This window comes from Salicibibacter kimchii (assembly GCF_003336365.1).
In the GTDB taxonomy this organism is placed as follows: Bacteria; Bacillota; Bacilli; order Bacillales; family Marinococcaceae; genus Salicibibacter; species Salicibibacter kimchii.
On sequence record NZ_CP031092.1, the window covers coordinates 1,118,550 to 1,141,239 of the forward strand.

Annotated in this window: 24 protein-coding genes; 6 read left to right on the forward strand and 18 right to left on the reverse strand. The window is 47.4% G+C overall.

What is annotated here, in order from left to right:
* Positions 1-71: 71 nt before the first annotated feature.
* Entirely contained in the window at positions 72-380 is a 309-nt protein-coding gene (locus DT065_RS05665) for a DUF5316 family protein (protein WP_114371604.1), read from the reverse strand.
* A 127-nt stretch (positions 381-507) separates the two neighbouring features.
* On the opposite strand from DT065_RS05665, the gene DT065_RS05670 reads away from it, so the two are divergent.
* Positions 508-621: a YjcZ family sporulation protein gene (locus DT065_RS05670; RefSeq protein ID WP_114371605.1), complete on the forward strand. Its 114-nt coding sequence runs from the start codon at positions 508-510 to the stop codon at positions 619-621.
* Between the two features lie 50 nt (positions 622-671).
* Here DT065_RS05670 and DT065_RS05675 read toward each other — a convergent pair whose 3' ends face one another.
* The 4 genes from DT065_RS05675 to DT065_RS05690 all read right to left on the reverse strand — a co-directional run bounded on the left by DT065_RS05675 (position 672) and on the right by DT065_RS05690 (position 4,347).
* Entirely contained in the window at positions 672-2,744 is a 2,073-nt protein-coding gene (locus tag DT065_RS05675; RefSeq protein ID WP_227002738.1) for a catalase, read from the reverse strand.
* A gap of 75 nt (positions 2,745-2,819) precedes the next feature.
* A complete protein-coding gene (locus DT065_RS05680; protein ID WP_114371606.1) occupies positions 2,820-3,383 on the reverse strand; it encodes a spore coat protein in 564 nt (187 codons plus the stop codon).
* 139 nt (positions 3,384-3,522) lie between these two features.
* Positions 3,523-3,912 (reverse strand): hypothetical protein, encoded by a 390-nt coding sequence (locus DT065_RS05685; protein WP_160112422.1) that lies wholly within the window; start codon positions 3,910-3,912, stop codon positions 3,523-3,525.
* Positions 3,913-4,044: 132 nt separating this feature from the next.
* Positions 4,045-4,347 (reverse strand): hypothetical protein, encoded by a 303-nt coding sequence (locus DT065_RS05690; protein WP_114371608.1) that lies wholly within the window; start codon positions 4,345-4,347, stop codon positions 4,045-4,047.
* 182 nt (positions 4,348-4,529) lie between these two features.
* Here DT065_RS05690 and DT065_RS05695 point away from each other — a divergent pair, with 182 nt between their 5' ends.
* Positions 4,530-5,195, forward strand: a complete 666-nt coding sequence (locus DT065_RS05695; protein WP_114371609.1) for an SOS response-associated peptidase — start codon at positions 4,530-4,532, stop codon at positions 5,193-5,195.
* An 82-nt stretch (positions 5,196-5,277) separates the two neighbouring features.
* Here the strand turns inward: DT065_RS05695 and DT065_RS05700 are convergent, their stop codons facing one another.
* Positions 5,278-6,555 (reverse strand): putative glycoside hydrolase, encoded by a 1,278-nt coding sequence (locus DT065_RS05700; RefSeq protein ID WP_114371610.1) that lies wholly within the window; start codon positions 6,553-6,555, stop codon positions 5,278-5,280.
* A complete protein-coding gene (locus DT065_RS05705; protein ID WP_114371611.1) occupies positions 6,552-7,193 on the reverse strand; it encodes a YkyA family protein in 642 nt (213 codons plus the stop codon). The genes DT065_RS05700 and DT065_RS05705 overlap by 4 nt, the downstream gene beginning before the upstream one ends.
* A gap of 168 nt (positions 7,194-7,361) precedes the next feature.
* Between DT065_RS05705 and DT065_RS05710 the strand changes: the two genes are divergently transcribed.
* From DT065_RS05710 to DT065_RS05725, 3 genes are all read left to right on the forward strand, one after another.
* The gene (locus tag DT065_RS05710; protein ID WP_114371612.1) at positions 7,362-8,519 is read left to right on the forward strand and encodes a PrsW family glutamic-type intramembrane protease; all 1,158 of its coding nucleotides are present in this window, start codon (positions 7,362-7,364) and stop codon (positions 8,517-8,519) included.
* A gap of 8 nt (positions 8,520-8,527) precedes the next feature.
* Positions 8,528-8,968 carry a YaiI/YqxD family protein gene (locus DT065_RS05715; RefSeq protein WP_114371613.1) on the forward strand — a complete coding sequence of 147 codons (441 nt, stop codon included), beginning with the start codon at positions 8,528-8,530 and terminating at the stop codon, positions 8,966-8,968.
* 416 nt (positions 8,969-9,384) lie between these two features.
* Positions 9,385-9,942 carry a hypothetical protein gene (locus DT065_RS05725; RefSeq protein ID WP_114371616.1) on the forward strand — a complete coding sequence of 186 codons (558 nt, stop codon included), beginning with the start codon at positions 9,385-9,387 and terminating at the stop codon, positions 9,940-9,942.
* 303 nt (positions 9,943-10,245) lie between these two features.
* On the opposite strand, the gene DT065_RS05730 is transcribed toward DT065_RS05725, so the two are convergent.
* The 9 genes from DT065_RS05730 to DT065_RS05775 form a co-directional block, all read right to left on the reverse strand.
* Positions 10,246-10,857 carry a YusW family protein gene (locus DT065_RS05730; RefSeq protein ID WP_114371617.1) on the reverse strand — a complete coding sequence of 204 codons (612 nt, stop codon included), beginning with the start codon at positions 10,855-10,857 and terminating at the stop codon, positions 10,246-10,248.
* A gap of 111 nt (positions 10,858-10,968) precedes the next feature.
* A complete protein-coding gene (gene cobA, locus DT065_RS05735; RefSeq protein WP_114371618.1) occupies positions 10,969-12,396 on the reverse strand; it encodes a uroporphyrinogen-III C-methyltransferase in 1,428 nt (475 codons plus the stop codon).
* Positions 12,397-12,420: 24 nt separating this feature from the next.
* Positions 12,421-13,020, reverse strand: coding sequence for an adenylyl-sulfate kinase (gene cysC, locus DT065_RS05740; protein ID WP_114371619.1), 600 nt, complete (start codon positions 13,018-13,020; stop codon positions 12,421-12,423).
* Between the two features lie 26 nt (positions 13,021-13,046).
* Positions 13,047-14,186, reverse strand: a complete 1,140-nt coding sequence (gene sat / locus DT065_RS05745; protein ID WP_114371620.1) for a sulfate adenylyltransferase — start codon at positions 14,184-14,186, stop codon at positions 13,047-13,049.
* Positions 14,187-14,214: 28 nt separating this feature from the next.
* Positions 14,215-14,922: a phosphoadenylyl-sulfate reductase gene (locus tag DT065_RS05750; protein WP_114371621.1), complete on the reverse strand. Its 708-nt coding sequence runs from the start codon at positions 14,920-14,922 to the stop codon at positions 14,215-14,217.
* 248 nt (positions 14,923-15,170) lie between these two features.
* Complete coding sequence (gene dinB / locus DT065_RS05755) at positions 15,171-16,283, reverse strand: DNA polymerase IV (protein ID WP_227002739.1); 1,113 nt, start codon at positions 16,281-16,283, stop codon at positions 15,171-15,173.
* Between the two features lie 133 nt (positions 16,284-16,416).
* On the reverse strand, positions 16,417-16,761 hold the full coding sequence (locus DT065_RS05760; RefSeq protein WP_114371622.1) for a hypothetical protein: 345 nt from the start codon (positions 16,759-16,761) through the stop codon (positions 16,417-16,419).
* Between the two features lie 273 nt (positions 16,762-17,034).
* The gene (locus DT065_RS05770) at positions 17,035-17,763 is read right to left on the reverse strand and encodes a metallophosphoesterase family protein (RefSeq protein WP_114371624.1); all 729 of its coding nucleotides are present in this window, start codon (positions 17,761-17,763) and stop codon (positions 17,035-17,037) included.
* Between the two features lie 250 nt (positions 17,764-18,013).
* Complete coding sequence (locus DT065_RS05775; protein WP_114371625.1) at positions 18,014-19,210, reverse strand: Bcr/CflA family efflux MFS transporter; 1,197 nt, start codon at positions 19,208-19,210, stop codon at positions 18,014-18,016.
* 170 nt (positions 19,211-19,380) lie between these two features.
* Here DT065_RS05775 and DT065_RS05780 point away from each other — a divergent pair, with 170 nt between their 5' ends.
* Positions 19,381-20,778 carry a VWA domain-containing protein gene (locus DT065_RS05780; protein ID WP_114371626.1) on the forward strand — a complete coding sequence of 466 codons (1,398 nt, stop codon included), beginning with the start codon at positions 19,381-19,383 and terminating at the stop codon, positions 20,776-20,778.
* 298 nt (positions 20,779-21,076) lie between these two features.
* Here DT065_RS05780 and DT065_RS19670 read toward each other — a convergent pair whose 3' ends face one another.
* Both DT065_RS19670 and DT065_RS05785 read right to left on the reverse strand, forming a co-directional pair.
* Positions 21,077-21,508 carry a GMC oxidoreductase gene (locus DT065_RS19670; RefSeq protein WP_335743578.1) on the reverse strand — a complete coding sequence of 144 codons (432 nt, stop codon included), beginning with the start codon at positions 21,506-21,508 and terminating at the stop codon, positions 21,077-21,079.
* The gene (locus tag DT065_RS05785; protein ID WP_335743579.1) at positions 21,469-22,653 is read right to left on the reverse strand and encodes a GMC family oxidoreductase N-terminal domain-containing protein; all 1,185 of its coding nucleotides are present in this window, start codon (positions 22,651-22,653) and stop codon (positions 21,469-21,471) included. Before DT065_RS05785 ends, DT065_RS19670 begins: the two co-directional genes overlap by 40 nt.
* Between the last annotated feature and the right edge of the window lie 37 nt (positions 22,654-22,690).

Consider the following 22,690-nt stretch of genomic DNA (forward strand, 5'->3'; position numbering starts at 1 on the left):
TATCTTCCTACTTCATGTCGATATTTGATTCATTCGCTTTTCTTGTTGTTACGTTCCTTTTCCCTAACTGGTTAAAAATAAACAATATACAACAAAATCCCGCTAACCATTATGTGCGGAAGCAAGAAAAGAAACACTTTTACATTGATGTCACTGCCTTCCTTCGCCGTTTCTTGATAATCCCGATTCATTTTTTTTCTGTTCATGTGTTCTTCCTTGATAGTCATCCCACTTAGGAAACCCAGGAGAACGATTCCTACCATCGAGATCCAACCGGAAATCGTATAAATATAACTGATATCTCGCGTGAGTAGTGAAAACATAACAATAAGCAGACATAAAAATAATCCGCCCAAAAACCAATCGCGATTTCTCCCCAATGCTGCCCCTCCCTGTTTTTCCCGAATGTATTTTCCGTCATTCTCTAACCATATAGTTCAACTGCCCTTTCACTATCTAAGTCATTATCATACATTATTAGGGAAACCTGTTGAAAGGGGGATTATTATGTACGGAGCAGGTGGAGGATTTGCGCTAATTGTTGTGCTGTTCATCCTTCTGATTATTGTAGGAACCTCGTTTGGCAGAGGTAAAGGATTCGGCGGTGCTGGTTATTGGTAAGTACAAAACTCCCACTTTTTTCAAGTGGGAGTTCTTCATGGGTTCATTTTCTATACCAATTGCCGCTCCCAAAATCGATGGGCTGCTATTGCTTCGATGAACGGTTGGACAAAATCCGTATGGTTGTCCCCTTGTACGACCCCGAGTCCGTCGGCTAAGTTTTGCTTTTTCAGCCATTGTAAGCCCTCATTGCTGGCCGCAATTGGCTTAAAATGCTCAAAGGCCTGCCTCATAAATTTGGTTGCGCCTCGTTCAAACATGGCATCGGCATTTTTGCCTCCGTCTACATAGACGGCATCGAACACGACGGAAGCATCGGTTTGAAATGTATGCTTGGCCTCAACTTTACTATCGTTGACACCCATGATCGTCCCGAGCCTGTCGCTTAAAACCCTTGGGTCCACGCCTGCCGCCGCCAAGCTGTCCATCATGGATTCCACTTTTTGTCCGTCATAGCCATCAGCAACAATAATGGCCACCTTACGCGTCTGCGCACTTTTCGTCGTGTTCGCCTGGCTGAGCGCCGGCGATTGTTTCGTTTCCGTTGATCCCCCCGAGGATGGCGGTGTGCAACCGATCGTTTCGGCGAAGGCCGCGGTCATATCTACGTCCACATTCGCAAACATGTCAACGACCCTTTGTTTCACATCTTTGCTTTTCACTTTTCCGACCTCGAATCGGAATGCATCAATAATATGCTGTTTTTCCGGTTCGCTCATGCTGTTCCAAAACAATTTCGCTTGCGAAAAATGATCCTTGAAACTGTCGCTGCGCGCGCGAATTTTATGCCCCTCCACTTTTTCTTGATAGTGGGCATATCCCCCTTCAGATTCACTAACCGGGGACGGTGAGTTGTTGGCCATTGCATTTCTGTGATGAGCGACGTTTCCTTTATTGATGGTCTGTCGCATAAAGCCATCGCGTTGATTATTAAAGAATGGACAAACCGGACGGTTGATCGGCAGTTCATGATGATTCGGACTCCCGAAGCGGAGGATTTGCGTATCCAAATACGAAAACAAACGACCTTGCAGCATTGGATCATTGGAAAAATCAATCCCCGGCACAATATTTGCCGGATGAAAAGCTACCTGTTCGGTCTCTCCGAAAAAGTAATCGACATTGCGGTTTAACGTCATTTTTCCAACGATTTTCACCGGCACCTCTTCTTCCGGCCAAAGCTTAGTGCCATCCAAGACATCAAAATCAAATTTGAACTCGTCCTTTTCGTCAATGATCTGCACCCCAAGTTCAAACTCCGCGGGATTGCCCATGTTAATGTTGTCCCACAAGTCACGACGATTAAAATCAGGGTCTGCCCCGCCGATGATTTCCGCTTCCTCCCACGCGAGGGAATGAACCCCCAATACCGGCTTCCAATGGAATTTTACGAAATAGGCCTTGCCTTCTTCATTGACAAAACGGAACGTATTTACCCCGAACCCTTCCATCATACGAAAACTTCTCGGCAATGCACGATCGCTCATGAGCCACATAATCATATGGGTGGTTTCCTGGTTTTGGGTTACCCAGTCCCAAAATGTATCATGGGCTGCCGTCGCCTGCGGAATTTCATTATCGGGTTCCGGCTTAATCGCGTGCACGATATCAGGGAATTTAATCGCGTCCTGAATAAAAAATACCGGCATATTATTCGCGACCAAATCGTAGTTTCCTTCTTCTGTGTAGAATTTCGTCGCAAACCCGCGCACATCCCGAGGCGTGTCCTTCGAGCCGCGATTGCCGACAACAGTGGAAAACCTTACAAATACCGGGGTTTTCACACTTGGATCCTGCAGAAACTTTGCTTTCGTAAACGGCTTCATCGATTCGTAGACTTCAAATTCGCCGTGGGCGGCAAATCCGCGGGCGTGCACGACCCGTTCCGGGATACGCTCATTGTCAAAATGAGTCATTTTCTCTCGGAAATGGAAATCATCCATGATCGTCGGGCCGCGTTCCCCCGCTTTTAATGAAAATTCATCCTCGCTCATTTTGAGCCCTTGATTGGTCGTCAATGGCTTGTCTCGATTATCATAACTTCGGAACGCTTCCAGCTGTTCATTCTTGCTGTTTTCGCTAAAATTTTCTTCTTCTTCATTGATTTTTTTTTTCTCCGTCACGTTGACACACTCCCTTCCTTAGTACAACGCAAGCGGCCTTCTTTGAAAAAGGCGCTTGCGCTGGGCATCACGAGGCTAAACGGTTTGCTGTTTTAGTACCGGGTACATCGCCCCAACCTTTTGAATGTCCATCGCCGGGGCTGGTGCTAATGGGTAGTACCCCTTATTCACCATGTATTGCCAAATATCATAGGAATGATGGCTGCTGTTCAAAAAGGCATTCTCGAAAAACGTTCGCAATTCCGGGTTCGCGCATTCTAACGATCCCTTGGCATAATTTGTGGCTGCCGCTTTTTGATTGAGTAAATAAGCACTCGCGATTTCTCGATCATTCGGCTGTTGTTCCGTCAAGCGCATTTCCACCGGCGGAAGCGGAGTCACCGGTGTTTCCGTATAGCTCGTTAAATTCGGGGTATACGTGTCCGGTTGAAACGTGGAAATATCGGGCGCAGCGGCGCCTTGTAAAAACTCCACCGTCATATTATAATCATCGATATGCAAAGGAAAATGTTGCGTAAGCGTTTGCTGCAGTTCCGGATCCTGTGCTTGTTTCATCCAGGTAGACATACATGATACCGTGTTGTAACAACTCATGGCCATTTCGCTTAATTCATGGAATTCATGTCCGGCTAATTGCATATTTTTCTCCTCCAAATGTCATAAATTATTTCGCAAACTTAGCCTATCCGCTGAAATAAGGATTTATTCATCTATATGGGTCGTCCATTTTAAGACAAGAAGAGGGCTTTAAACCCCGGGGGGAAACGCTTATTGACCCTCATTCGCGTTCTTTAAGCCTTTGCTCAAGGTCGGCAAGCTGCTGTTGCAACGCTTCTATTTTGGCATCTGTATCAGCGTTTGCGTTGGGGCTGGCATTCGGATTATCATTAGGTGCATCTAGGCCGGCAGGAAGTGGAATATCCCCATTTAAGCCATTTTCATCAGGCTCCCCCGTCACCTGCTCCCTTTGCAGTTCCCGATACGCTATGCTGGCAGCTGAAAATTGAAGCCCTTCACCGAGGACAGCCAACAATTGGCCAAAATATTCCAGTTTAACGATGAGCGATTCGGGATCCTGGTCCTCGTTCGCCGTTTGCGGGGGCTGCCAATTTTTCCCCCCGTACATGGAAGAATAAAAACGTTTTCCGCCACCAAACATAGTCAACACCTCTCTCCTCCCGCCCAATGCTGTTATCGCATTGTATGTAGGCATTCGTGAAAAAGTGTCCGCCAAACGCACGTAAGGGGATGGGTCCATATATGCATCCAAGCTTGGCTCGTACTCGCTAATGCCCCTCCTTTACCGGTCTTCGAGCCGATGCTCAAGCTCGGCAATCTGTTGTTTCATCGCTTCCATTTGTTGCGCCATCTTTACGATGGTCTCCGTATCAGGGTTGGAGTTGGAGCTGAAATCGGTATTATTAAGATTAGGTTCATCGAGGCCAACAGGTAAGGGAGCTTCCCCATTTAAGCCATTTTCATCGGGAGAAGTATCGAATCGTTCACTTTGCAGTTCTCGAAGAGCTATACTGGCAGCTGATAACGAAACCCCGCTACCGAGAACAAATAACACTTGCGAAATATATTGCAATTTTAGAATCAATGATTCGGAATCCCCCCTACCGTTCATTGGTTGCGACAACTGCCGACCGTACTCGGAAGAGTATGGACCCTGCCTGTTATTGAACACCATCATCACCCCTCTGCCATTAGGTATTTATCCCATCGTATGTCCCCTTTTTGCAAAAAGTGTACGGCGTCCAGTATGTAGAGGAGGATTTTTTAATGTGCGGCCGTTTTACATTATATGAGCAATTAAAAAACATTCAAGAACGCTTTAGGACTGGTGTCAGTGCGATTGAGAAATTAACGCCTAGCTTTAATATCGCCCCTTCCCAATCGCTACTCGCGGTGATCAATGACGGAGAGCGGAATCGGTTAGGCCGATTGCAATGGGGGTTTATCCCTGCCTGGTCCAAAGATATAACGATCGGCGCTAAAATGATTAACGCGCGCACCGAAACCGTCGCGGAAAAGAACAGCTTTAAACAGGCGTTCCAACGCCGGCGTTGTCTTATCCCGGCAAACGGTTTTTATGAATGGAAAACCATTAACGGAAAAAAACAACCGTACCATATTCAAATGAAAGCGGGAGGCTTATTTGCATTTGCCGGTCTGTGGGAGAAATGGACAGACGGGGAAGAGACTATTTTTTCCTGTACGATTTTAACGACACAAGCGAATGATTTGATGAGCGACATTCACCATCGCATGCCTGTCATCCTTAAAAAGGAGGATGAAGCACAGTGGTTGAATCCAAACATACAAGACCCAAATACAGTCAAACAACGTCTGATCCCCTTTGAATCAAAAGAAATGAACGCCTATCCTGTTTCCACAGATGTCAACAGCCCGAAAAATAATCATGAATCACTGCTTAACTCAATTTGATGTCATCATGGAAAAGCTGAGGCAGTCGTTCCATGACAGCTTTTATCCAATAACAAAACCCCTTCCGCAGAAGGGGTCCTCGCTAATTATCTTCTCCAACAATATCCTGGTCTGCATCAAGTTCGTAATCCGCGCCTTCGGAATAGTCATTTGCCGCGTCCCAAAGGAGAAACTCGTAGATATCGTTATCATAAAGCGCTTGGATTTGGGCTTCCACTTCTTCGGCACCATATTCCATCCAGTCGCCATCCGCTAAGTAGGAAGCGGTAAAGTCCTGAAGCCAAGGCCTCGAAATTGGTGGTTCGTCCAAATCATCCAGAATTTCATTTTCCAACTGCGCATATTCATCCACAATATGATAAGGTTCAAGATCAGGTTGCTCGATGCCAAAATGCGGCGTCCAATGACTTGGATAAATCATCGATGAAATGATATCGACATTTTCGGAGATTTCACTGAAGTTCTGTCCAATCCCCGGGGTTTCTTCAACCGTTGCCGCGTACCCGAAGATGTCGGCGGAAACTTTTACGCCGTACGGCCGTAATTCTTCGCGCGCATATTCCACAAAGTCAGTAACGGCAGCCACGCGATTTTGGATATTATCCTCTTCGGATTCGGCGTAATCCCCTTCCGTATATTCAAGTGTATCATCGCGGTTTTCAAACCCTTCCGGGAACCGTACATAATCAAACTGAATTTCTTTAAATCCAGCTCTTGCCGCTTCTTTTGCCACTTCCACATTATATTCCCATACCTCTTTTGAAAACGGGTTTACAAACGATTCCCCGCGATTGTTCGACCACACGTTGCCGTTCTCCAGAAAAGACAGCTCCGGTTGTTCGTTTGCTAACTCTGTATCTTTGAAAACGACCAACCGGGCAATTGGGTAGGTTTGGCTTTCCTCAAAACGTTCCAGCATTCCGTCTACATCATGGATGAATTCATTCGTATTCGCCTGAATTCTCTCATCATCTGAACCTGTATCGTATGTCACATATCCATCGTCATCTTTCACATCGACGACCATGCTGTTTAAAGCCGTATCATCGACGAGGTCAAAAAGCTCATCGGCTCGCTCCCCACCCATGGAATGCGCGGTTGCAAAAATTCCCTTCACACCGTCTTCCGGATATTCAATATCAATGCCGCTATCATAGGTGAAACGGTCGGGAATCAAGCGTGGAAGCACGAGCAAGTCATCGTCGTTCACCTCAAATAATGCTTCTTCTGCTTCCTCTTCCTCTGCTTCTTCCTCGCCATTTTCTTGTTCTTCCTCATTTTCTTCCGCGACAATTGGATAATGATAGCCACCAAAAGCAACAGCTCCGGCCAATAAAGCGACGATTACGTTCTTGCTCATGTGCTCGCCTCCTCCGATGTCTCGATGTCATCAAGTGTGGCCTCAGTTGCCAACAGCTCATCATGAATGTTCTCAAGGAGCTGACGAAGATCTTCCTGGGAATCGTTAATGGTTTCAATACCATCAGCGAGAAATTCGAAATCGCTATCCTCGCCTAATCCGATAAAATATTCCTCTTGGGACTGAAGTTCCGAACCGTACGTTTCCACATACTCACTCAACTCATTATGTAGGGAAGCGGTTTGTTCATTTAGCTGTTCCAGCTCGTCCATGGGCAGCTCTTCGCTGTCTCCATCTTCGAGCGCCGTCGCTATGATATCATTTTCCATCTGCATGGCTTGCGAGGAATCGTTGATCGCTGCCAAATGGGATTCCCTCTCTTCAAGGCTTGAGAACACTTGCGCTTCCCGTGCTGAAAAAAGTTCAGACTCATTTTCAGCCAAATCTTCTTCAAATTCCGTTTGCATCCCTTCCTCCGAAGCCACTATATCATTAATGTGAGCGATGACGTCATCTTTTTGATTTTCTATTTCAGCCACCGATGACGTTGCGTCTTCGATATCCACGGATTCACTGCAACCTGCAAGCGAAACACCGGCACTTAACGTGATAGCGGCGGTTTGGACCATCCTTTTCATTGGAACCCCCCCTTTCTCTCCTAAAAAGCTCATTCACAGTATATCAGCTATGCATTAATTACTAAATGTTTTTTTCTTACTTTTCCTCCCATATATTCGGGTTTATAATGGTATATAATGCTATTTTGCCGAATAAAAGGATAATAGAACATCCAATAGGAGGAAACGATGCAAAAGTGGTATTATTTAGTTGATGATGGAGAAATCATTGGCCCATTCGCTGCCGAGGAAATGATTGACCTATATAAAGGAGAAAAAATTCATCGTGAAACGTACGTCTGGAACGAAGAACTGGAGGAATGGCTTTATTTTCGTGATTCGTCCCTTTATAACGAGGAATTAGAAAAAATCGCGGAGGAACAAAGTTCCGAAAACGAAAGGGTACAAAACAATCAAGGGGACAGGGAAGCACCAGCAAGCGTTTCATTTCGGGAGCTGTTCTCTGAAGTCCCCCAAAAGCATCCAAAAGTGGACGAGGGAGGTTTCTTTGCCGGAAGCATGTCCGGACGGGATTTATTCGAAGCTTCCTTGCCCAAACCATGGGTTTTTTCCCGCATCTTGTTTGTCATGATTCTCACGGGTATCGTTCTATTTTCCATGGCCTATCTATTTTATCTCCCACAGTTTTTACCGGGGATTCTGATGATCAGCGCTTTTGCTGTTCCTTTTGCGATCGTCGTCTTTTTTTGGGAATTGAACGTCCCGAAGACGCTGCGCCTTTTCGATTTGGGGCACACATTTTTTGTTGGCAGCCTCATCATATTAGTTTTCATGCAAATCCTGTATCGTTGGTTTCCATTGGGAGAAGGGGGTGTACCCGGGGCTGTTTTGATCGCGATCCTCATGGCACTGGGAAAATTAGCGATTATCAGTGCATTTCTTTTTCGATGGAACACACGCTATTATTTGAACGGCTTGTTGATCGGTGCCACCGTCGGCGCTGCATTTGCCGTTTTTGAAACGACGGGTCACGCGTTGCACTCGTATGCCTCCGGAGGGTATGGCGAGATTTTGGACACACTGCTCCTGCACGGATGGTCAGCAGTCGGCTCCCACCCCATTTGGGGAGCCATTATCGGCGGAGCGCTTGTTTTCGTGAAAGGGAACGAATCGCTTGGAAAAGAACACTTCATCCACCCGGACTTTTTAAAATTATTCGCAGTCGTGATGGTGTTGCACGCGGCTTGGAACATTTTTCTGCTTTTCGATTATTATGCTTTGCCATTGATTGTTTTAAGTGTCATTGCCTGGGTGTTTATTTTCCGGGGTATTCAACAAGGTCTGGGAGAAATCAAGCCCTCAGGCTCCCAAACGAGAGGGATGTGAGTCTTACCATGAACATTTACGTAGACGCGGATGCGTGTCCGGTTAAAGATATCATCATTGCAGAAGCACGCGCTGAAAATATCCCCGTTATCTTAGTGAAAAGTTTCAATCATTACTCACTGGAAGACCAGCCGCCCGGTGTCGAAACGATCTACGTCGATACCGGGGCAGATGCCGCGGATTATCGTATCATGCAACTCGCCGACGCCCATGATCTTATCGTTACGCAAGATTACGGGCTGGCCGCCCTGGGACTGGCAAAAAATTGCACCGTCCTCCACCATAACGGCTTCGTTTATTCGAATAAAAATATCGAGCCATTATTGAGCAGTCGCCATGCCCAAGCAAAAATGCGAAGAAGCGGCCAAAAAACAAAAGGACCGAAACTGTTCACCGATGAAGATCGCGAACGATTCAGAGGGGCGTTACGGGAAGTGCTGGAGTCGTAGGCTATGCTCAAATGGAGATTTGCAGAGAAATTGAACCAAATATTTATGTCATTGAGTTGTTAGACATAAATGATATTGATTGGTACCATAAAGACACATCAAATTTGTTAGGGACAGTATTGGTGTTGGTCTTATTCGCCGCAATCTTTATTTACTTGGGTGTAAAGGCTCCAATTATCGCCGGTTTGGTAACAGTTGGCGCGTTTTATCTTTAGACCCGTGGATCCAATATCAGGAACGTAGAATTTATATCAGCGTAGTAAAGTGAGAGCTTTGCTACGCTTTTGATCTTTAGATCCTGTACAGCATTATAAAAAGAATTCAGGTGATTTATGAGGTATAGACTTAGAATTTTCTGTATTGGAATAATAGTATTATTAAGTGCCTGTAGTAACGATAGTGAATACAATGAGGGTATGACTGAAGATGAATCCAACAGCAAAAATAGCGAGGAATATGAAACTGACGAAGATGAACCGTTAATTGGTAGTAGTTTGGAAGAAGGTCAATGGGGTATTCTTGGTGAGTTTTATCAGATTGATGAAATAATGGATGTGGGTTCTTTTGACATTGGTGATATGTCTTTATCGATTGAAAAAGTTCAACTGGTTCAAGGAAGGTTTAATAAAGATGAAAATGAATTAATGGATGAGGAACGAGAATTTATTAGTTTGATCATGGATCTTAATATTCCGGATAATAAAGGTGAGGATTACCATGAGACTATAGATTTTGACATCGACTATATGTCAGTAACGACGGATACGGGCGAACATATTGAAACGTCTGAAATGTATAGCAGTATGATTATGCCATTGACTATGCAGATTTCAGATGCGTTAGTTTCAGTATCATATGAGATCGAAGATTCCAATATAGATGAAATTGACGCTATAGCTTTTGAAGTTGAGAGCCCCGTGGATATACACGGGGACCCACTAGGAGAAGACGTTGAAGTGGAGATAGAGATTTAATAGACCAAGGGGTACGGAACTGGAAGCTGGTTTTCCAACTCACACTGAATGTAGCATTTAGTGATGAGCCACACTAAATCAAGAGCGGGGATGTCAGCGATTATTTCAATGAGCAGCAATTCACGCTCAAGAAAACATAACCCTTACCTATTTTGTGGACAGAGGGCTATTGGGCTTCATGCGTTCATGGCGACTGAAATGACTACCCCCGGCGCTTTGGTCGCCATGCTTCTTCCTCGCACTACTAATTCCGCGAATCCGCCCATCCAACCATAAAAAACGAGGCTTCACGCCTCGTTTTTTCTAATACGCTTGTTCCACATTGTACATCTCAACATTCTCTAGTTCAATGTAGAATTCCAGCTTGTAAATATCATCTTCATTAAGATCCAGCGCGGAAATCAACTCCTGAGCCAGCCCCTCGTCCCCCTGTTGGTTATCAAGCTGCAGGTTTTCGAGTATCTCTTCGATTTCTTCTCTCGCTTCATTTCCTTCGCTCGCATCATCGTCTTTTTCTACCTCGGCGTCCACTTCATCGTTCTCCGTTTCATACTCGAACTCCCACTCGGTGTCATCCGTAAATTGGATCTCCATTTCCAATTCACGTACCCCTTTGTCTAGGGCCGTTTCGTCGTCGCCACCGCCATTTTCCCCATTCATATCATCCATCTCATTTTCCATGTTCGCGTCATCGGTAACCATATCATTGCTCAAATCCTCGGTCATGTCCCCGTTGCCAGCATTGCCGTTCGCTTCACCGTTCCCGTTCATATCCCCGTTTTCTTCCATCGCATCACCATTACCATTTCCGTTCATATCTCCGTTACCCCCGTCGCCCCCGTTTTGATCATCAGCAGTTCCACAAGCCGAAAGGAAAACCGCGAGGCCAAGGGTCGTCATTTTTTTCCACTGCATAGGATTGGATCCTCCTTGTAAGTATGGGTTGTAGGCTCGAACTTAGCTTGCCCGCTTCCCGCAAAATTACCCAACATTCTATGCAGTTTCTTTATTTTTTTCCAGCCCGGCTCACTGCGCTGCCACAACAGCACAAGAGGAACTCAGTAACGAAGCCAACGCTTCCCTATTCGCCTCATCGGCATGCCGGTCCACGCGCACCCCAAGACTCTGCAACAGCTGGCGTGTCTCCACTCCAACACCGACCACTGTTTTATCCGCACACCAAACCGCCAGCGCTTCATCCAATTTCCCCGCAAGGGCATGCACCTCACGAGGCGCTGTAAACAATACCATATTAATCCAATCATCCGCGACCAACCGTGAAAAAACATCCGCCTTCAATTTGGAAGGTTGCCGATCAACGATTTGCCAATACGAACCCTCGTTGTTCACACGTGCTCCCACCGTTAATTCAGGTTCTCCGTCTTCCTCCGGGGGCAACCCAAATTCACGGAGCGCCTCTTCCGTCTCAGCATCTGCCCCGGTCACATACGCAGGTAACCGACGTAAATCATATCCTTCGTCTTTCCAATATTGTAAAAAAAAGCCGACACTACACGCATCTTCAAAATGGACGCGCTGATAAGCCGTCAGCGGCACCCGAATGCCGTCCCGATTGAAGGTGAACACATCCCCGGGATAAGAAAAAACATGCGCCCCGAGGCGGGTCAGCATACGAGTGGTCTCCCCCCGTTCGGTTCCTGTCTCTTCCCCATCGATGACCCCCTCGCCGGCCCATAACACACTTGTTCCCTGTAAAGGCAAATCCTCATACCACTGTAAATCCGCTTGAAACCGGGCGGTTTCCCCTACAATAACGAGGGCGGGGTTTGTTATCCTTTCGGCTTCCACTTCGCTAGCAATCGTCATCACCGTGCCACTTACCGTTCGCTGCTTTGCGGTCGTCCCCCATTGCACAACAACGACCGGGGTCTCGGTACTCCACCCTTCCCTCGCGAGCCGCTCCAACCAAAATGGAAGATAATGCATGCCCATGTAAAAAATTAACGTATCTGCCCGAGGGAGGACCACATCGGTCAACGGCATTTCCTTTCGTGCATGGCCGGTGACAAAAGCAACACTCGTGCTCAATGAACGATAGGTAGCCGGGACCCCCGCGTAAGACGCACCCGCGAGACCTGCGGTAAGGCCCGGGACAACCTCATAAGAAATACCCGTCGCTCGGAGCGCCTCCGCTTCTTCGCCAAGATGGGCAAACACGCCCGGATCCCCGCCTTTTAAGCGGACGACAAAGAGCCCTCCCCGGGCATAACGGGTGAGCATCGCTTGAATCGTCGATTGCCGGGTGGCGTGGCCTCTCGGGATTTTTCCGCTGTATACGCGTACGGCCTCTTCTTTTGTATGTTCCAATATAAGCGGATGCACGAGCCGGTCATACACGATAACGTCTGCACGTTCCAACAATGCTTTTCCCTTTTCCGTCACCAATCCCGGGTCTCCCGGCCCGGCGCCGACAATGGCCACGCTCCCGATCATCCTAAAACCTTCCTTTCCGGATACTTACGATCGCCGCAAGAGACCCTCGAGCTTTGCGACAAGTTCGTGCACATTCTCCTCCGTTGAACGCTCGCCCGTTTGCAATGTAATTTCCGGATCGACAGGCGCCTCATAGGGTGCGCTGACCCCGGTAAACGACGGAATCTCCCCGCTGCGCGCTTTTTTGTATAACCCCTTCGGATCACGCGCTTCACATGTTTCCAGCGAGCAATCGACAAACACTTCAATAAAACGGCCATTCGGCAAGCGTTCCCGTGCACTTGCCCGATCAGCTGCATAGGGCGAAATAAATGCAGTGCTGACGATATGACCGGCATCAACGAACAGACGAGCAACTTCACTAATGCGGCGAATGTTTTCCACCCGGTCTTCCTCGGAAAAGCCAAGGTCGTTATTCAAGCCATGGCGAACATTGTCCCCATCCAAAACGTAACTTCGATACCCGTGATCATGAAAATAACGGTCAATGGCATTTGCAAGCGTTGATTTCCCCGAACCGGATAAACCGGTAAACCATAACACAAACGCGGAATGGTTATTTTGCCGCTCACGCTCGGTTTGGGTAACGGCAGCATCATGCCAAACGATATCTGCGTTGCTCATCTCTTCTCCCCCTGTCTCTATGTTTATTAAACCGTAGACCGATAGGCTTCCATCAGTACGTTCACGACTTCACGCCTGCTGAATTCTTTCGGCGGCGCTTCCCCGTTTCCTAGCATCTCCCTTACTTTTGTGCCGGATAACATCACGTGATATTCCGACTCATGCGGGCACGTTTTGGCCGTTGCCATGGCTTCACAGGCGTTGCAATAAAAGCTATGTTCAAAATAAAGCGGTGAAATGCCAAGCTCCTCGACGGAGAACTGTTTCAACAACGTCTGTGCTTCATACGTGCCGTAATAATCTCCTACGCCGGCGTGGTCTCTGCCAACGATAAAATGGGTACACCCGTAATTTTTACGCACGAGCGCGTGAAAGATAGCTTCGCGGGGACCCGCGTAGCGCATGGCGGCCGGGAATACGGACAGCTGGACCCGATCCTCCGGATAATACCCCGATAACAGCACTTTATAACTTTTCATGCGCACATCAGCGGGGATATCCCCTTTTTTCGTCGCGCCGACCAGCGGATGCAACAACAGGCCATCCACCGTTTCCAGTGCCGTTTTTTGAATGTACTCATGAGCGCGGTGCACAGGGTTTCTCGTTTGGAAGCCGACGACTGTTTCCCAATTTTTTGCCGCAAAAGCCTCCCGAGTCTCTTGCGGCGCTAGTGCTTCTGCTTCAAAAAGCCCATGTTCGACGGGACGGGCAAGTGTTATTTCGCCGCCCACATATACGTCCGGGCGCCCAAACAGTTGCGCGACGCCCGGATGGGCCTCGTCATCCGTTTTAAATACTCGCTTTGCTTCTTTTTCTTTATCGGGCTTGTAAATGTCGGACACCGTTATCCATCCGTATACTACATCGTCTTTTTCCAAAAGGGCTCGCGTACCGATCGTTAATTCCGTCGCCAAAGCTTCCGGTACCGGCAACGTAATCGGCAAACTCCACACCAAACCATTGTCCAGCTTCATAGAGGAAACAACACTTTCATAGTCCCGCTTATTCAGAAAACCGGTTAATGGCGAATAGGCGCCGTTTGCAATTAATTCCAGATCAGCAAGTGCCATTTCATCCAATGAAATTTGCACCTTTGTCTCCGGCAAATCGACTCCGTACTGCCGTCTGTCGATCAATGAACCCCCATGGGGAATACTCGTCGTCATGGTTCATCCTCCTTGGCATGTTTTCAGATTACCAATGCAATCCGCATTCGATTTTTTCCATTCCGCTCCATCTTCCGCTTCGTTCATCTGCGCCATCAAACACTTTTGATGTGCACGGCGCGCACCCGATGCTTGGATAATGTTGGTCATGTAGCGGGTTGTAAGGCAAATTTCTGTCGCGAATATGCGCCCATACATCTTCTTGCGTCCAATGAATGAGCGGGCAGATTTTCAATAGGGAGAAGCGATAATCTTTCCCGATAAATGGGGTGTCCCGCCGGGTGGGGGACTGTTCCCGCCGCAATCCGGAGATCCAGGCCGTATAATGGGACAATTCCTGTTGCAACGGTTCAAATTTTCGCATTTGGCAACATTGATCCGGGTTGCGTGCCCATAAACGATCGCCATACTTTTCCTTTTGCTCTTCGACCGTATTTTCAGGGGTTAATGCTTTAATATTCAGAGTTGAAAAAGATTTTCGCACGTCGTCGAGCAACGTATACGTCTCTTGAAAATGCAATCCGGTATCAAGAAAAATAACATTTGCCCCTGGGTTCACTTTTTCAATCAAATCAAGAAGAACCATTCCTTCGGCACCAAGGCTACAGGAGTAAACAAGTTGATCGCCGAACGTTTCATAAGACCAGGCCAAAACATCGGTTGCACGTTTATTCCCCAATACCTCGTCATTTAAATGCTTCGTTTTCTCATCGCTGAGTGTCGACACGGTTATCAATGGAAAACGCCCCCTCTCTTTTGAACTCCCTGCCAAGAGAAAAAAGAACCTCCAGCCCAAACAGTTCAATAAGCGTTAAATCCTAACTAATTTCATAGGATTTATATGTTCTATGAGGATATTCTATGTAGAATCACTGAAAATGTCAATACATGATCTTTTAACGCGCTTTTAAGATGATTTATTGTTTGATTTTTCTAACATTAATTGTTGCACCTCCATAACGGAGATGAGCTTCCTACTCTGCACTAAAATAGGGTCATTGGCCGGTAGTGAACCGGGTCTAAGTTCGAGACTGTAATCCCGAGTAAACGTACCCCTTTTTCCGCCATGCCGACCGCTTCCCACATCCCCGCCGCCTGATCATAAATCGCTTCGGGGGTTTCAACGTAGTGAGGGGCGCTCACTTGCCTCGTCAGCGTTTCAAACGACCGGTATCTGATTTTCAGCACCACCGTTTTCCCGTGTTTTTGCACACGGTTCAATGCCGTGACCACTTCTTGTGCGATTTTCCAAAGTTCAGCGGTCACTTCGCCGTCAGTCGTCAAGTTATGAAAATACGTACGTTCTTTGCCGACGGATTTTCGTTCCCGATTCATGTTCAGTGGCTTGTTATCGATTCCGCGGGCACGATGATAATAGGAAATGCCCGCCTTTCCGAACAGGGAAATGAGATCCATTTGCTCCATTTGATATAAATCATCCCCGGTGTAAATGTTGAGCTCGTGCATCTTTTGCGCTGTTTTCGGGCCGATGCCAGGGAATTTCTCGATGGGCAACTGCTTTAAAAAAGGGAGGGCTTCATCGGGCGGGACAACGGTCAAACCTGCCGGTTTTTTCATGTCGGAGGCGATTTTTGCGATGAATTTGTTATAGGAAACGCCGGCGGAACTTGTCAGTTTCGTCTCCTTCCATATGTCTTTTTGAATTTGCTTGGCAAGGATCGTTGCGCTCGGGATTTTTTTATTGTTTGTGGTTACGTCCAAATACGCTTCGTCGATCGACATAGGCTCGACCATCGGAGTATAACGGTGCATAATTTCCCGAATTTGCAAGGACGCTTTTTTGTACGCACGGTAATTGCCATCAATAAAAATCCCGTGAGGACATCGTTCGTATGCTTTATAAGCACTCATGGCCGAGTGGACGCTATACTTTCGCGCTTCATAGTTCGCCGTGGAGACGATTCCCTTTCCGCCGGTTTTTTTCGGATGTTTGGCGATAATCACCGGTTTCCCCTTCAAGGAAGGATTATCCCGTTCCTCGACAGACGAAAAGAAAGCATCCATATCAATATGTATGATTTTCCGCGATGTATCCCGTTGCGGCTCGGGGAGTTGAAAATCATGAGACTCGTGCACGGAGCTTCCCTCTTTTATCATAGTATCTAAAATTATTATATCGAACGTACGATCCTGTGTCAAGTAATAAAAAACCCTAAAGCGTGTTTACTTTAAGGATGGACGGATAAGCTTTTATTTTTATTTTTGGGGATCAACGATCCATTCTGGTCTCGACTTTTTCTTTGAGATCAAACGAACGTTTATAGAGAGATTTTATGTCGCTTTCATGATGTTCGATCGTACCTTTAATCATAGCCACATCTTCGGAAACGCTCACTAATTGCTTATGCATCGCATCTTGCTTTTTCTCTACTCCTTCAAAGCGATCATTCACTTCGTTTCTAAAGGAGTGGAGCTCGGATCTCACCCCTGATATTTCTTCTCTAAGCTCTGTTTTCATTCCAACCATTTCTTCGCGAAGTTCCGATTTCATCCCGGTCATTTCCGTCTGCAGTTCACGGATCGCGTCCAAAAGCTGTTCGTTCGTTAAACTCATATGCTTCACCTCCCTCTTTATTTTAATGATACAGAACTAATGTTCTTTATGCAAGCATAAAAAAATTTAAGTGAATCATGATGATCATCTCTAAGAATTGAATTGGGTTCGGACACATTTGCAGGGAAAGGCACGGAATTTGTCCGAACACGGGGCTAGTTCGGACAATCTCGCGAAAATTGGCGCGGTGAGTGTCCGAACCATGGCCGACTTCGGACACTTTTACAAAAACAGGATCGGCTTTTGTCCGAACCGGAAGCAGGCTCGGACATCTCACGATGGCGGTTGCGCCTCTTGAACGACCTTCCGCATCATTTCCGCATACGGATACCCATTGTCGACGTATTGTTGCGCCACTTTTTCCACATCAAAAGGCACGCGCTCAATACTCACGCGAAAACGATCTTCATCTGCGTCCACAATGACATACGACGCTTTGCTTTGTCCGTCAAACGGCAAACCTACGCTACCCAGATTGGCTAAACACTTTCCGCCGATGTAGCGCACATACGGAAGATGAATATGGGCATATAAATATAGATTCGCATCTTCTTCAACCATCAGTTTTTTTTGTAAATGTTCAGGCGATTCATGGGGCAACACGACATCAAACAAACTTTCCGGCGTGGCGTGGAACGTATGTAGCTTCAAGTGTGTATTTAAATCCCAGTGAAACTGCGTCGGCAGTTGTTCCAAGTAATCCAAATCTTCCGATTCCAATTGTTCGACCGTCCATTGCCGCTCTTCATTCATCATCGCCAACTTTCCTTCCGGCACTTCGCCTTCCCGGACGCCGCGCACCACCCATTCATCCGCGTTGCCTTTAATCACCGGACATTCCAACGAACGAATCAGATCCAACGCTTTTTTAGGCTCCGGCCCCCGATAGCACAAATCTCCCAACACGGCAATGCTATCCACATGGTGTTTTTTTATATCTGCAAGCACCGCTTCCAAAGCAACAGCGTTACCGTGAATATCCGAAATGAACGCCATCTTCATGTGAAAACCCTCCCTTTTTATATAGGATAGTAAAAAAAGAAGGGTTCGTAAAATAAAGTGAAACTTAAGACCGCCACGTCCTATGGCAACGCCGGCACTAGCACCTCCTGCGCGTTGCAAATTGGGGTGTAGTCGCCCGTTTTTTGAGTCCAGACACCGGAAGCCGGAAGATCATTTTTGCTTCCTGAAAAAGCTCTTTTTACGTCTCTGAAATCTGCCCCCGGGTGTTTAACACCGGATAAGACAGTCATCACCCGTCGCTCTTCGTCAGTTTTAGGAACGAAAGCATTCCGATGAAACAAGTGATGAAAATCGTCGCGCCCATCGGTACCGCGGAACCTTCATTGAGACCTGCGAGAGGGGACGCGACAGCGCCGATCAAAAGGGGGAGCATCCCGAGTAACGCGCTTGCACTCCCTGCCCGATGTCCCTGTTTGGCAATCGCGAGCGTAAACGATGCTGTTAAAACAACCCCCATGCAAGTCATGTAGATAAAAATCGGAAGCACAATCATAAACAATGGTCCTTCAACAATCGTCATCGCGAGCAACACCGCGGCGGCGCTCGTTCCTGTGATAACCGCCATGCGAAGGAGCGATCGCTCCGCGATGACGCCGGAAAGACGTCCGACGAGAAAGCTTCCGATAATGATTGCCGCGCCGTTCATGCCGAAAAGCATGCTGAACGCCTGCGGGGAGACCCCGTAAATTTCCTGGTACACGAAAGGGGTTCCGGACACATAGGCAAAACTGCCTCCGTGTACTAATCCGAGCGTAAGCGCGTAGCCGATAAAGGAACGATCCTTCAGCAAATCTCCGATCGTACGCACCGTCGCCCCGAGCGAACTCGGCATTCTTCTTTCCTTCGGCAACGTTTCTTCCAATTTCCAGGAGACAATCACAACCATGAGCAAGCCTAAAAATGCAAGAAAATAAAATATGGTGGTCCAGTCCGTAAATGGGAACCATAAAATCCCGCCGCCAGCTACCGGCGCAAGCATAGGCGCTACCGCGTTAATAACCATCAACAAGGCGAAAAATGTCGTCAGTTCCCGGCCACTGAAGACATCGCGTACAACCGCGCGGGAAACGACGATCCCGGCCGCAGCCGTAAATCCTTGCAGAAAACGGGCAATAATGAGTGTCGTGATATTTGGCGCGAGTGCGCACAGGAGCGAAGCAAGCGCAAATAATAGTATAGAGATGATCAACGGTTTTTTTCTGCCTTGCGCATCACTGATCGGACCAACTACCACTTGCCCGACCCCAAGCCCAATCAGGCAAGCGGTTAAACTTAATTGCACGAGCGAAGCCTGCGCATTCAAATCATCGCCAATCTCCGGAAAACTCGGCAAATACATATCGATGTTTAACGGGCCTAAGGTGGCCAGCATTCCTAGCAAAATCGCCAATCCAATTCGCTGGGCACCTGTCGGATTCTGTAACACAGGGCAAAACGACCTTTCCTATATATACATAGAATGAAAACATTACTATTCTACGTGAAGATGGGCGGGCTGTCCAGTGCGGGACTTTTATCAGCCAAAATAGCGCATTTATCAGCCAATCATGGTATGATGGCAGATAATATTTTCATATAAAAGGAGTATTTTTACATATGTTCCATATAAAATTACCTTTTGTGTTTGGCATGTTACTTTTTTTATTTGCTTGCAGCGGTGACGAAGCTGCTGAAAATGTCGCGGAGGAGCCAGATGCAGAAGAAGACGAAGCCGAACCTGAGGTTGAGCCGGTGGGGCTCACACAAGATGCGATTTTGCAAGCGGGTCCCGGGATTCTCACCGAAGAATATCTATCGCAAGAATACGACATGGATGATTATGATGAGATCGAAAAGACGCTAATGGAAGATTTTGATACATACGCAGCCGAACAAGCAGAGGCCTCTTCCCCCGACGATTGGTTGGCTGAAATGGTGAATGTCCTCGGGGCCGATCACCGGGAAGTATTCGAGCCCATCGATGAATTCGATGTCATCTACGATGAATTCACACTACCGGATGGCCGCTCATTGCAAGAATTAGAGGATGAAGAAATCGAAGAAGAAATGGAAAAAGACCTCAACGTGGCGATGCTCATCGATGCAAGCGGCAGCATGAACGAAGAGGTCGACGGCGGGGTAAAAATGGATTTGGCGAAAGACGCCGTTCAATCCTTTACAGGCAACTTACCGGAAGAAACGAACGTTATGCTGCAGGCATATGGGCACGAAGGTGATAACACGAACGATGGAAAAGAAGAATCATGTGCAGCGATTGAACATGTTTATCCGTTATCCTCCATGGACGAAGATGCCTTCGATGATGCACTGGATAGCTTTGATGCTACCGGTTGGACGCCGTTGGCCGATGCGATTGCACAAGCAAGTGACGATTTGCAGGAAGAGGCCGATGAAAACGACGACCATTTCATCTACGTCATCAGCGATGGCATTGAAACATGCGACGGCGATCCGATTGCTGCGGCAGAAGACCTGGTGGACACAGGCATTGATTTTAATGTTCATATTCTCGGGTTCGATATCGCCGATGACGAGCATGAACAACTGGAAGAGATTGCTGCTGTGACCGAAGGTGAATACTCTTCGGTCTACACAGAGCAAGAGTTGGATGAAACGGTGAACGAAACTTGGTCAGACGCGATCGGCACGTCCCATTGGTTATTGTGGGCCGCCGGAAATATCTCAGACGCAAACTTTGAGTCTGTCGATTTTCATTCAGAACTGAGAGGTTTAAGCAGTGATGCCACACAATTACGCAGACAAGAAAACAGCCGCATGCAGGCAGCAGCTCGTCAGCTCGCGGAGGCAGGGGTGATCAGCGACGAAGAGAGAGACGAACTTGAAGCACTTATTGATGAACGTTATGAATACATCAACGAATTTGTGGATGACGCTTATGATGATACCCATCAAGAAATCATTGACGAACGGGAACGCGTTCAAGCTATCATTAGAGACATTCGCGATGAATATTCAGGTTGGGATCCCTCTTGACGCCAAGCCCGAAAAGGGGAAAAAACCGGCCGAGGCGACCCTGAGAAAGCGATTGAATGAACCGATCATGGTGACCGTGAACCAATGATATCATCGGTTCCGGGCTCCATGACGTCCCCATGGCGACCGAAACACGGGTTCAGCGCATTTTTCGAGCGCTATGATCCGTGTATGGTGACCGTAAACCGGTGTTTTTTTCCGTTCGGGCTTCATGACACTCTTATGACGACTGAAATCCAGTTTCGTCACGCATTTCAGGTGCCATGAGCCGAGCAATTTTTCCTCCGTTCGGACTTTTTTAAAAATATTTTTCCACGAGTAATTTCGCCGTGCGAGTCGCGATTGCCTGCGTCGTTAAGGTTGGGTTCATCCCTCCGATCGACGCGGCATGAACGCTATTGTCAGCGATAAAAAGGCGATTGACTTGATAGGCTTCGCACGCATCATCAATGACCTTACCCATCTGCATCGTCGATTTTGGATGAATATAGAAGTTGTCGGAAAGGGCATTTCGGTGGATGTCACGCGCCCCGGCCTTCCGCAAAATATCCGCTGCAATTTTTGCTAACTGCGTGGTTCTCTCTTGTTCCCCTTTACTCGGCGAAAAGTGAATACTCGCGACCGGACCATGTTCATCTTTTGTATGGGTATCCAGTTCGACTCGATTCCGGTACTTAACGTCATCATCGGTCACGATAAAAATACTAAGACTTCTTCGATAACGTTCCATGTTTCTTTCGAGATCATCCCGAGACCCGGGTAATCCAGCCTTGCCCCGGACGTATGCCCAACGAACGGATCAGCGGTCGGGCTTCCGATGATATCCATTAATGTTTTTTCATCAAAGTGACCGGTCACCGTCTCGAGATGGTGATTGGTCAATCCTCTGCCTACCCAAGGATTATGTGACAATTCGGAATTCAACCACAGCCGTGGGGTTTCCATCGGACCCGCGGCCATCACCACAGCTTTGGCGTTGATTTCTTCGATTTCTCTGGTCCATGTATCCCGGCACTGAACGCCAACGGCTCTTTCGTGCCCGTTCTCATCTAGTTCGGTTAATATTTTTATTGCGAAACTATTCGGCCTAATCGACACATTTCCGGTTTTCATCGCGAGCGGGACATAACTGACATTTGTCGCACGTTTCGCCATTTTATCGAGCGAAGGACCATAGGGACAACCGTTTTCGCAATGGCCGCTTAACGTGCAGCCTTCCATATGACTGATCTCTTCCAATGAATAATTTTCATCCATCAAACGCTCATTCGGCGGTAAAATCGCGTTCGGTTGCGGCCGGTAGCCGGGGCTTGTGACATCGAGCGTATCATTAAGTGAAAAACCTGCTTCTTTTGCCCCATAAAAAAACAATGCTTCTTTTGAGGTGACCGGCGCAAATTCCACCGGTAACGTTGCTTCGACTTTTTCATAATAAGGGATCAGTTCGTCATAACTGATCGGCCACCCTTCATCGAACCGATAAGAAATCGCACGGGGAGAATTTCCCCAATAATGAAGGGTGGTTCCCCCGACACCGCCATTCGCCCATAATAACCCAGGATTTGGGAGTTTTCGATACCAAGGGCTGCGCCTGCGATCAGCCGGTCCAAAGCAAAATTTACCGGTCACAACATCATTCATATCATTTTCCCGTCTCGTTACCTGCTTGCGAAAGAGCGTGCCATCTAAATCTTTAGGGTCGGAGCTTTCTCGTGCCCATCCCCGATTTTGATTCGGTTCCGGCCATTTTTTATTGCCGTACCATGCCCCTGCTTCAAGGATGAGCACGCGGATGCCCATTTCGCCCAACTCTTTCGCGATCACGGGACCCCCAGCACCGGCACCAATGATGATCACATCCGGATTTACCGTCATTCATCACCCTCATTTCCGGTCTTTTTTACAACGATGA

Bases quoted from the DNA above. Each gene is read 5' to 3' on its own strand.
- DT065_RS05695 (WP_114371609.1), top strand. From the start codon at position 4,530: ATGTGCGGCCGTTTTACATTATATGAGCAATTAAAAAACATTCAAGAA.
- cysC (WP_114371619.1), bottom strand. From the start codon at position 13,020: ATGAGCAACGCAGATATCGTTTGGCATGATGCTGCCGTTACCCAAACC.
- DT065_RS05725 (WP_114371616.1), top strand. From the start codon at position 9,385: ATGACTGAAGATGAATCCAACAGCAAAAATAGCGAGGAATATGAAACT.
- DT065_RS05705 (WP_114371611.1), bottom strand. From the start codon at position 7,193: ATGAAAAGGATGGTCCAAACCGCCGCTATCACGTTAAGTGCCGGTGTT.
- sat (WP_114371620.1), bottom strand. From the start codon at position 14,186: ATGACGACGAGTATTCCCCATGGGGGTTCATTGATCGACAGACGGCAG.
- DT065_RS05770 (WP_114371624.1), bottom strand. From the start codon at position 17,763: ATGAAGATGGCGTTCATTTCGGATATTCACGGTAACGCTGTTGCTTTG.
- DT065_RS05780 (WP_114371626.1), top strand. From the start codon at position 19,381: ATGTTCCATATAAAATTACCTTTTGTGTTTGGCATGTTACTTTTTTTA.
- DT065_RS05715 (WP_114371613.1), top strand. From the start codon at position 8,528: ATGAACATTTACGTAGACGCGGATGCGTGTCCGGTTAAAGATATCATC.
- DT065_RS05700 (WP_114371610.1), bottom strand. From the start codon at position 6,555: ATGAGCAAGAACGTAATCGTCGCTTTATTGGCCGGAGCTGTTGCTTTT.
- cobA (WP_114371618.1), bottom strand. From the start codon at position 12,396: ATGATCGGGAGCGTGGCCATTGTCGGCGCCGGGCCGGGAGACCCGGGA.
- DT065_RS05710 (WP_114371612.1), top strand. From the start codon at position 7,362: ATGCAAAAGTGGTATTATTTAGTTGATGATGGAGAAATCATTGGCCCA.
- DT065_RS05785 (WP_335743579.1), bottom strand. From the start codon at position 22,653: ATGACGGTAAATCCGGATGTGATCATCATTGGTGCCGGTGCTGGGGGT.
- DT065_RS05680 (WP_114371606.1), bottom strand. From the start codon at position 3,383: ATGCAATTAGCCGGACATGAATTCCATGAATTAAGCGAAATGGCCATG.
- DT065_RS05730 (WP_114371617.1), bottom strand. From the start codon at position 10,857: ATGCAGTGGAAAAAAATGACGACCCTTGGCCTCGCGGTTTTCCTTTCG.
- DT065_RS05670 (WP_114371605.1), top strand. From the start codon at position 508: ATGTACGGAGCAGGTGGAGGATTTGCGCTAATTGTTGTGCTGTTCATC.
- DT065_RS05760 (WP_114371622.1), bottom strand. From the start codon at position 16,761: ATGAGTTTAACGAACGAACAGCTTTTGGACGCGATCCGTGAACTGCAG.
- DT065_RS19670 (WP_335743578.1), bottom strand. From the start codon at position 21,508: ATGGAACGTTATCGAAGAAGTCTTAGTATTTTTATCGTGACCGATGAT.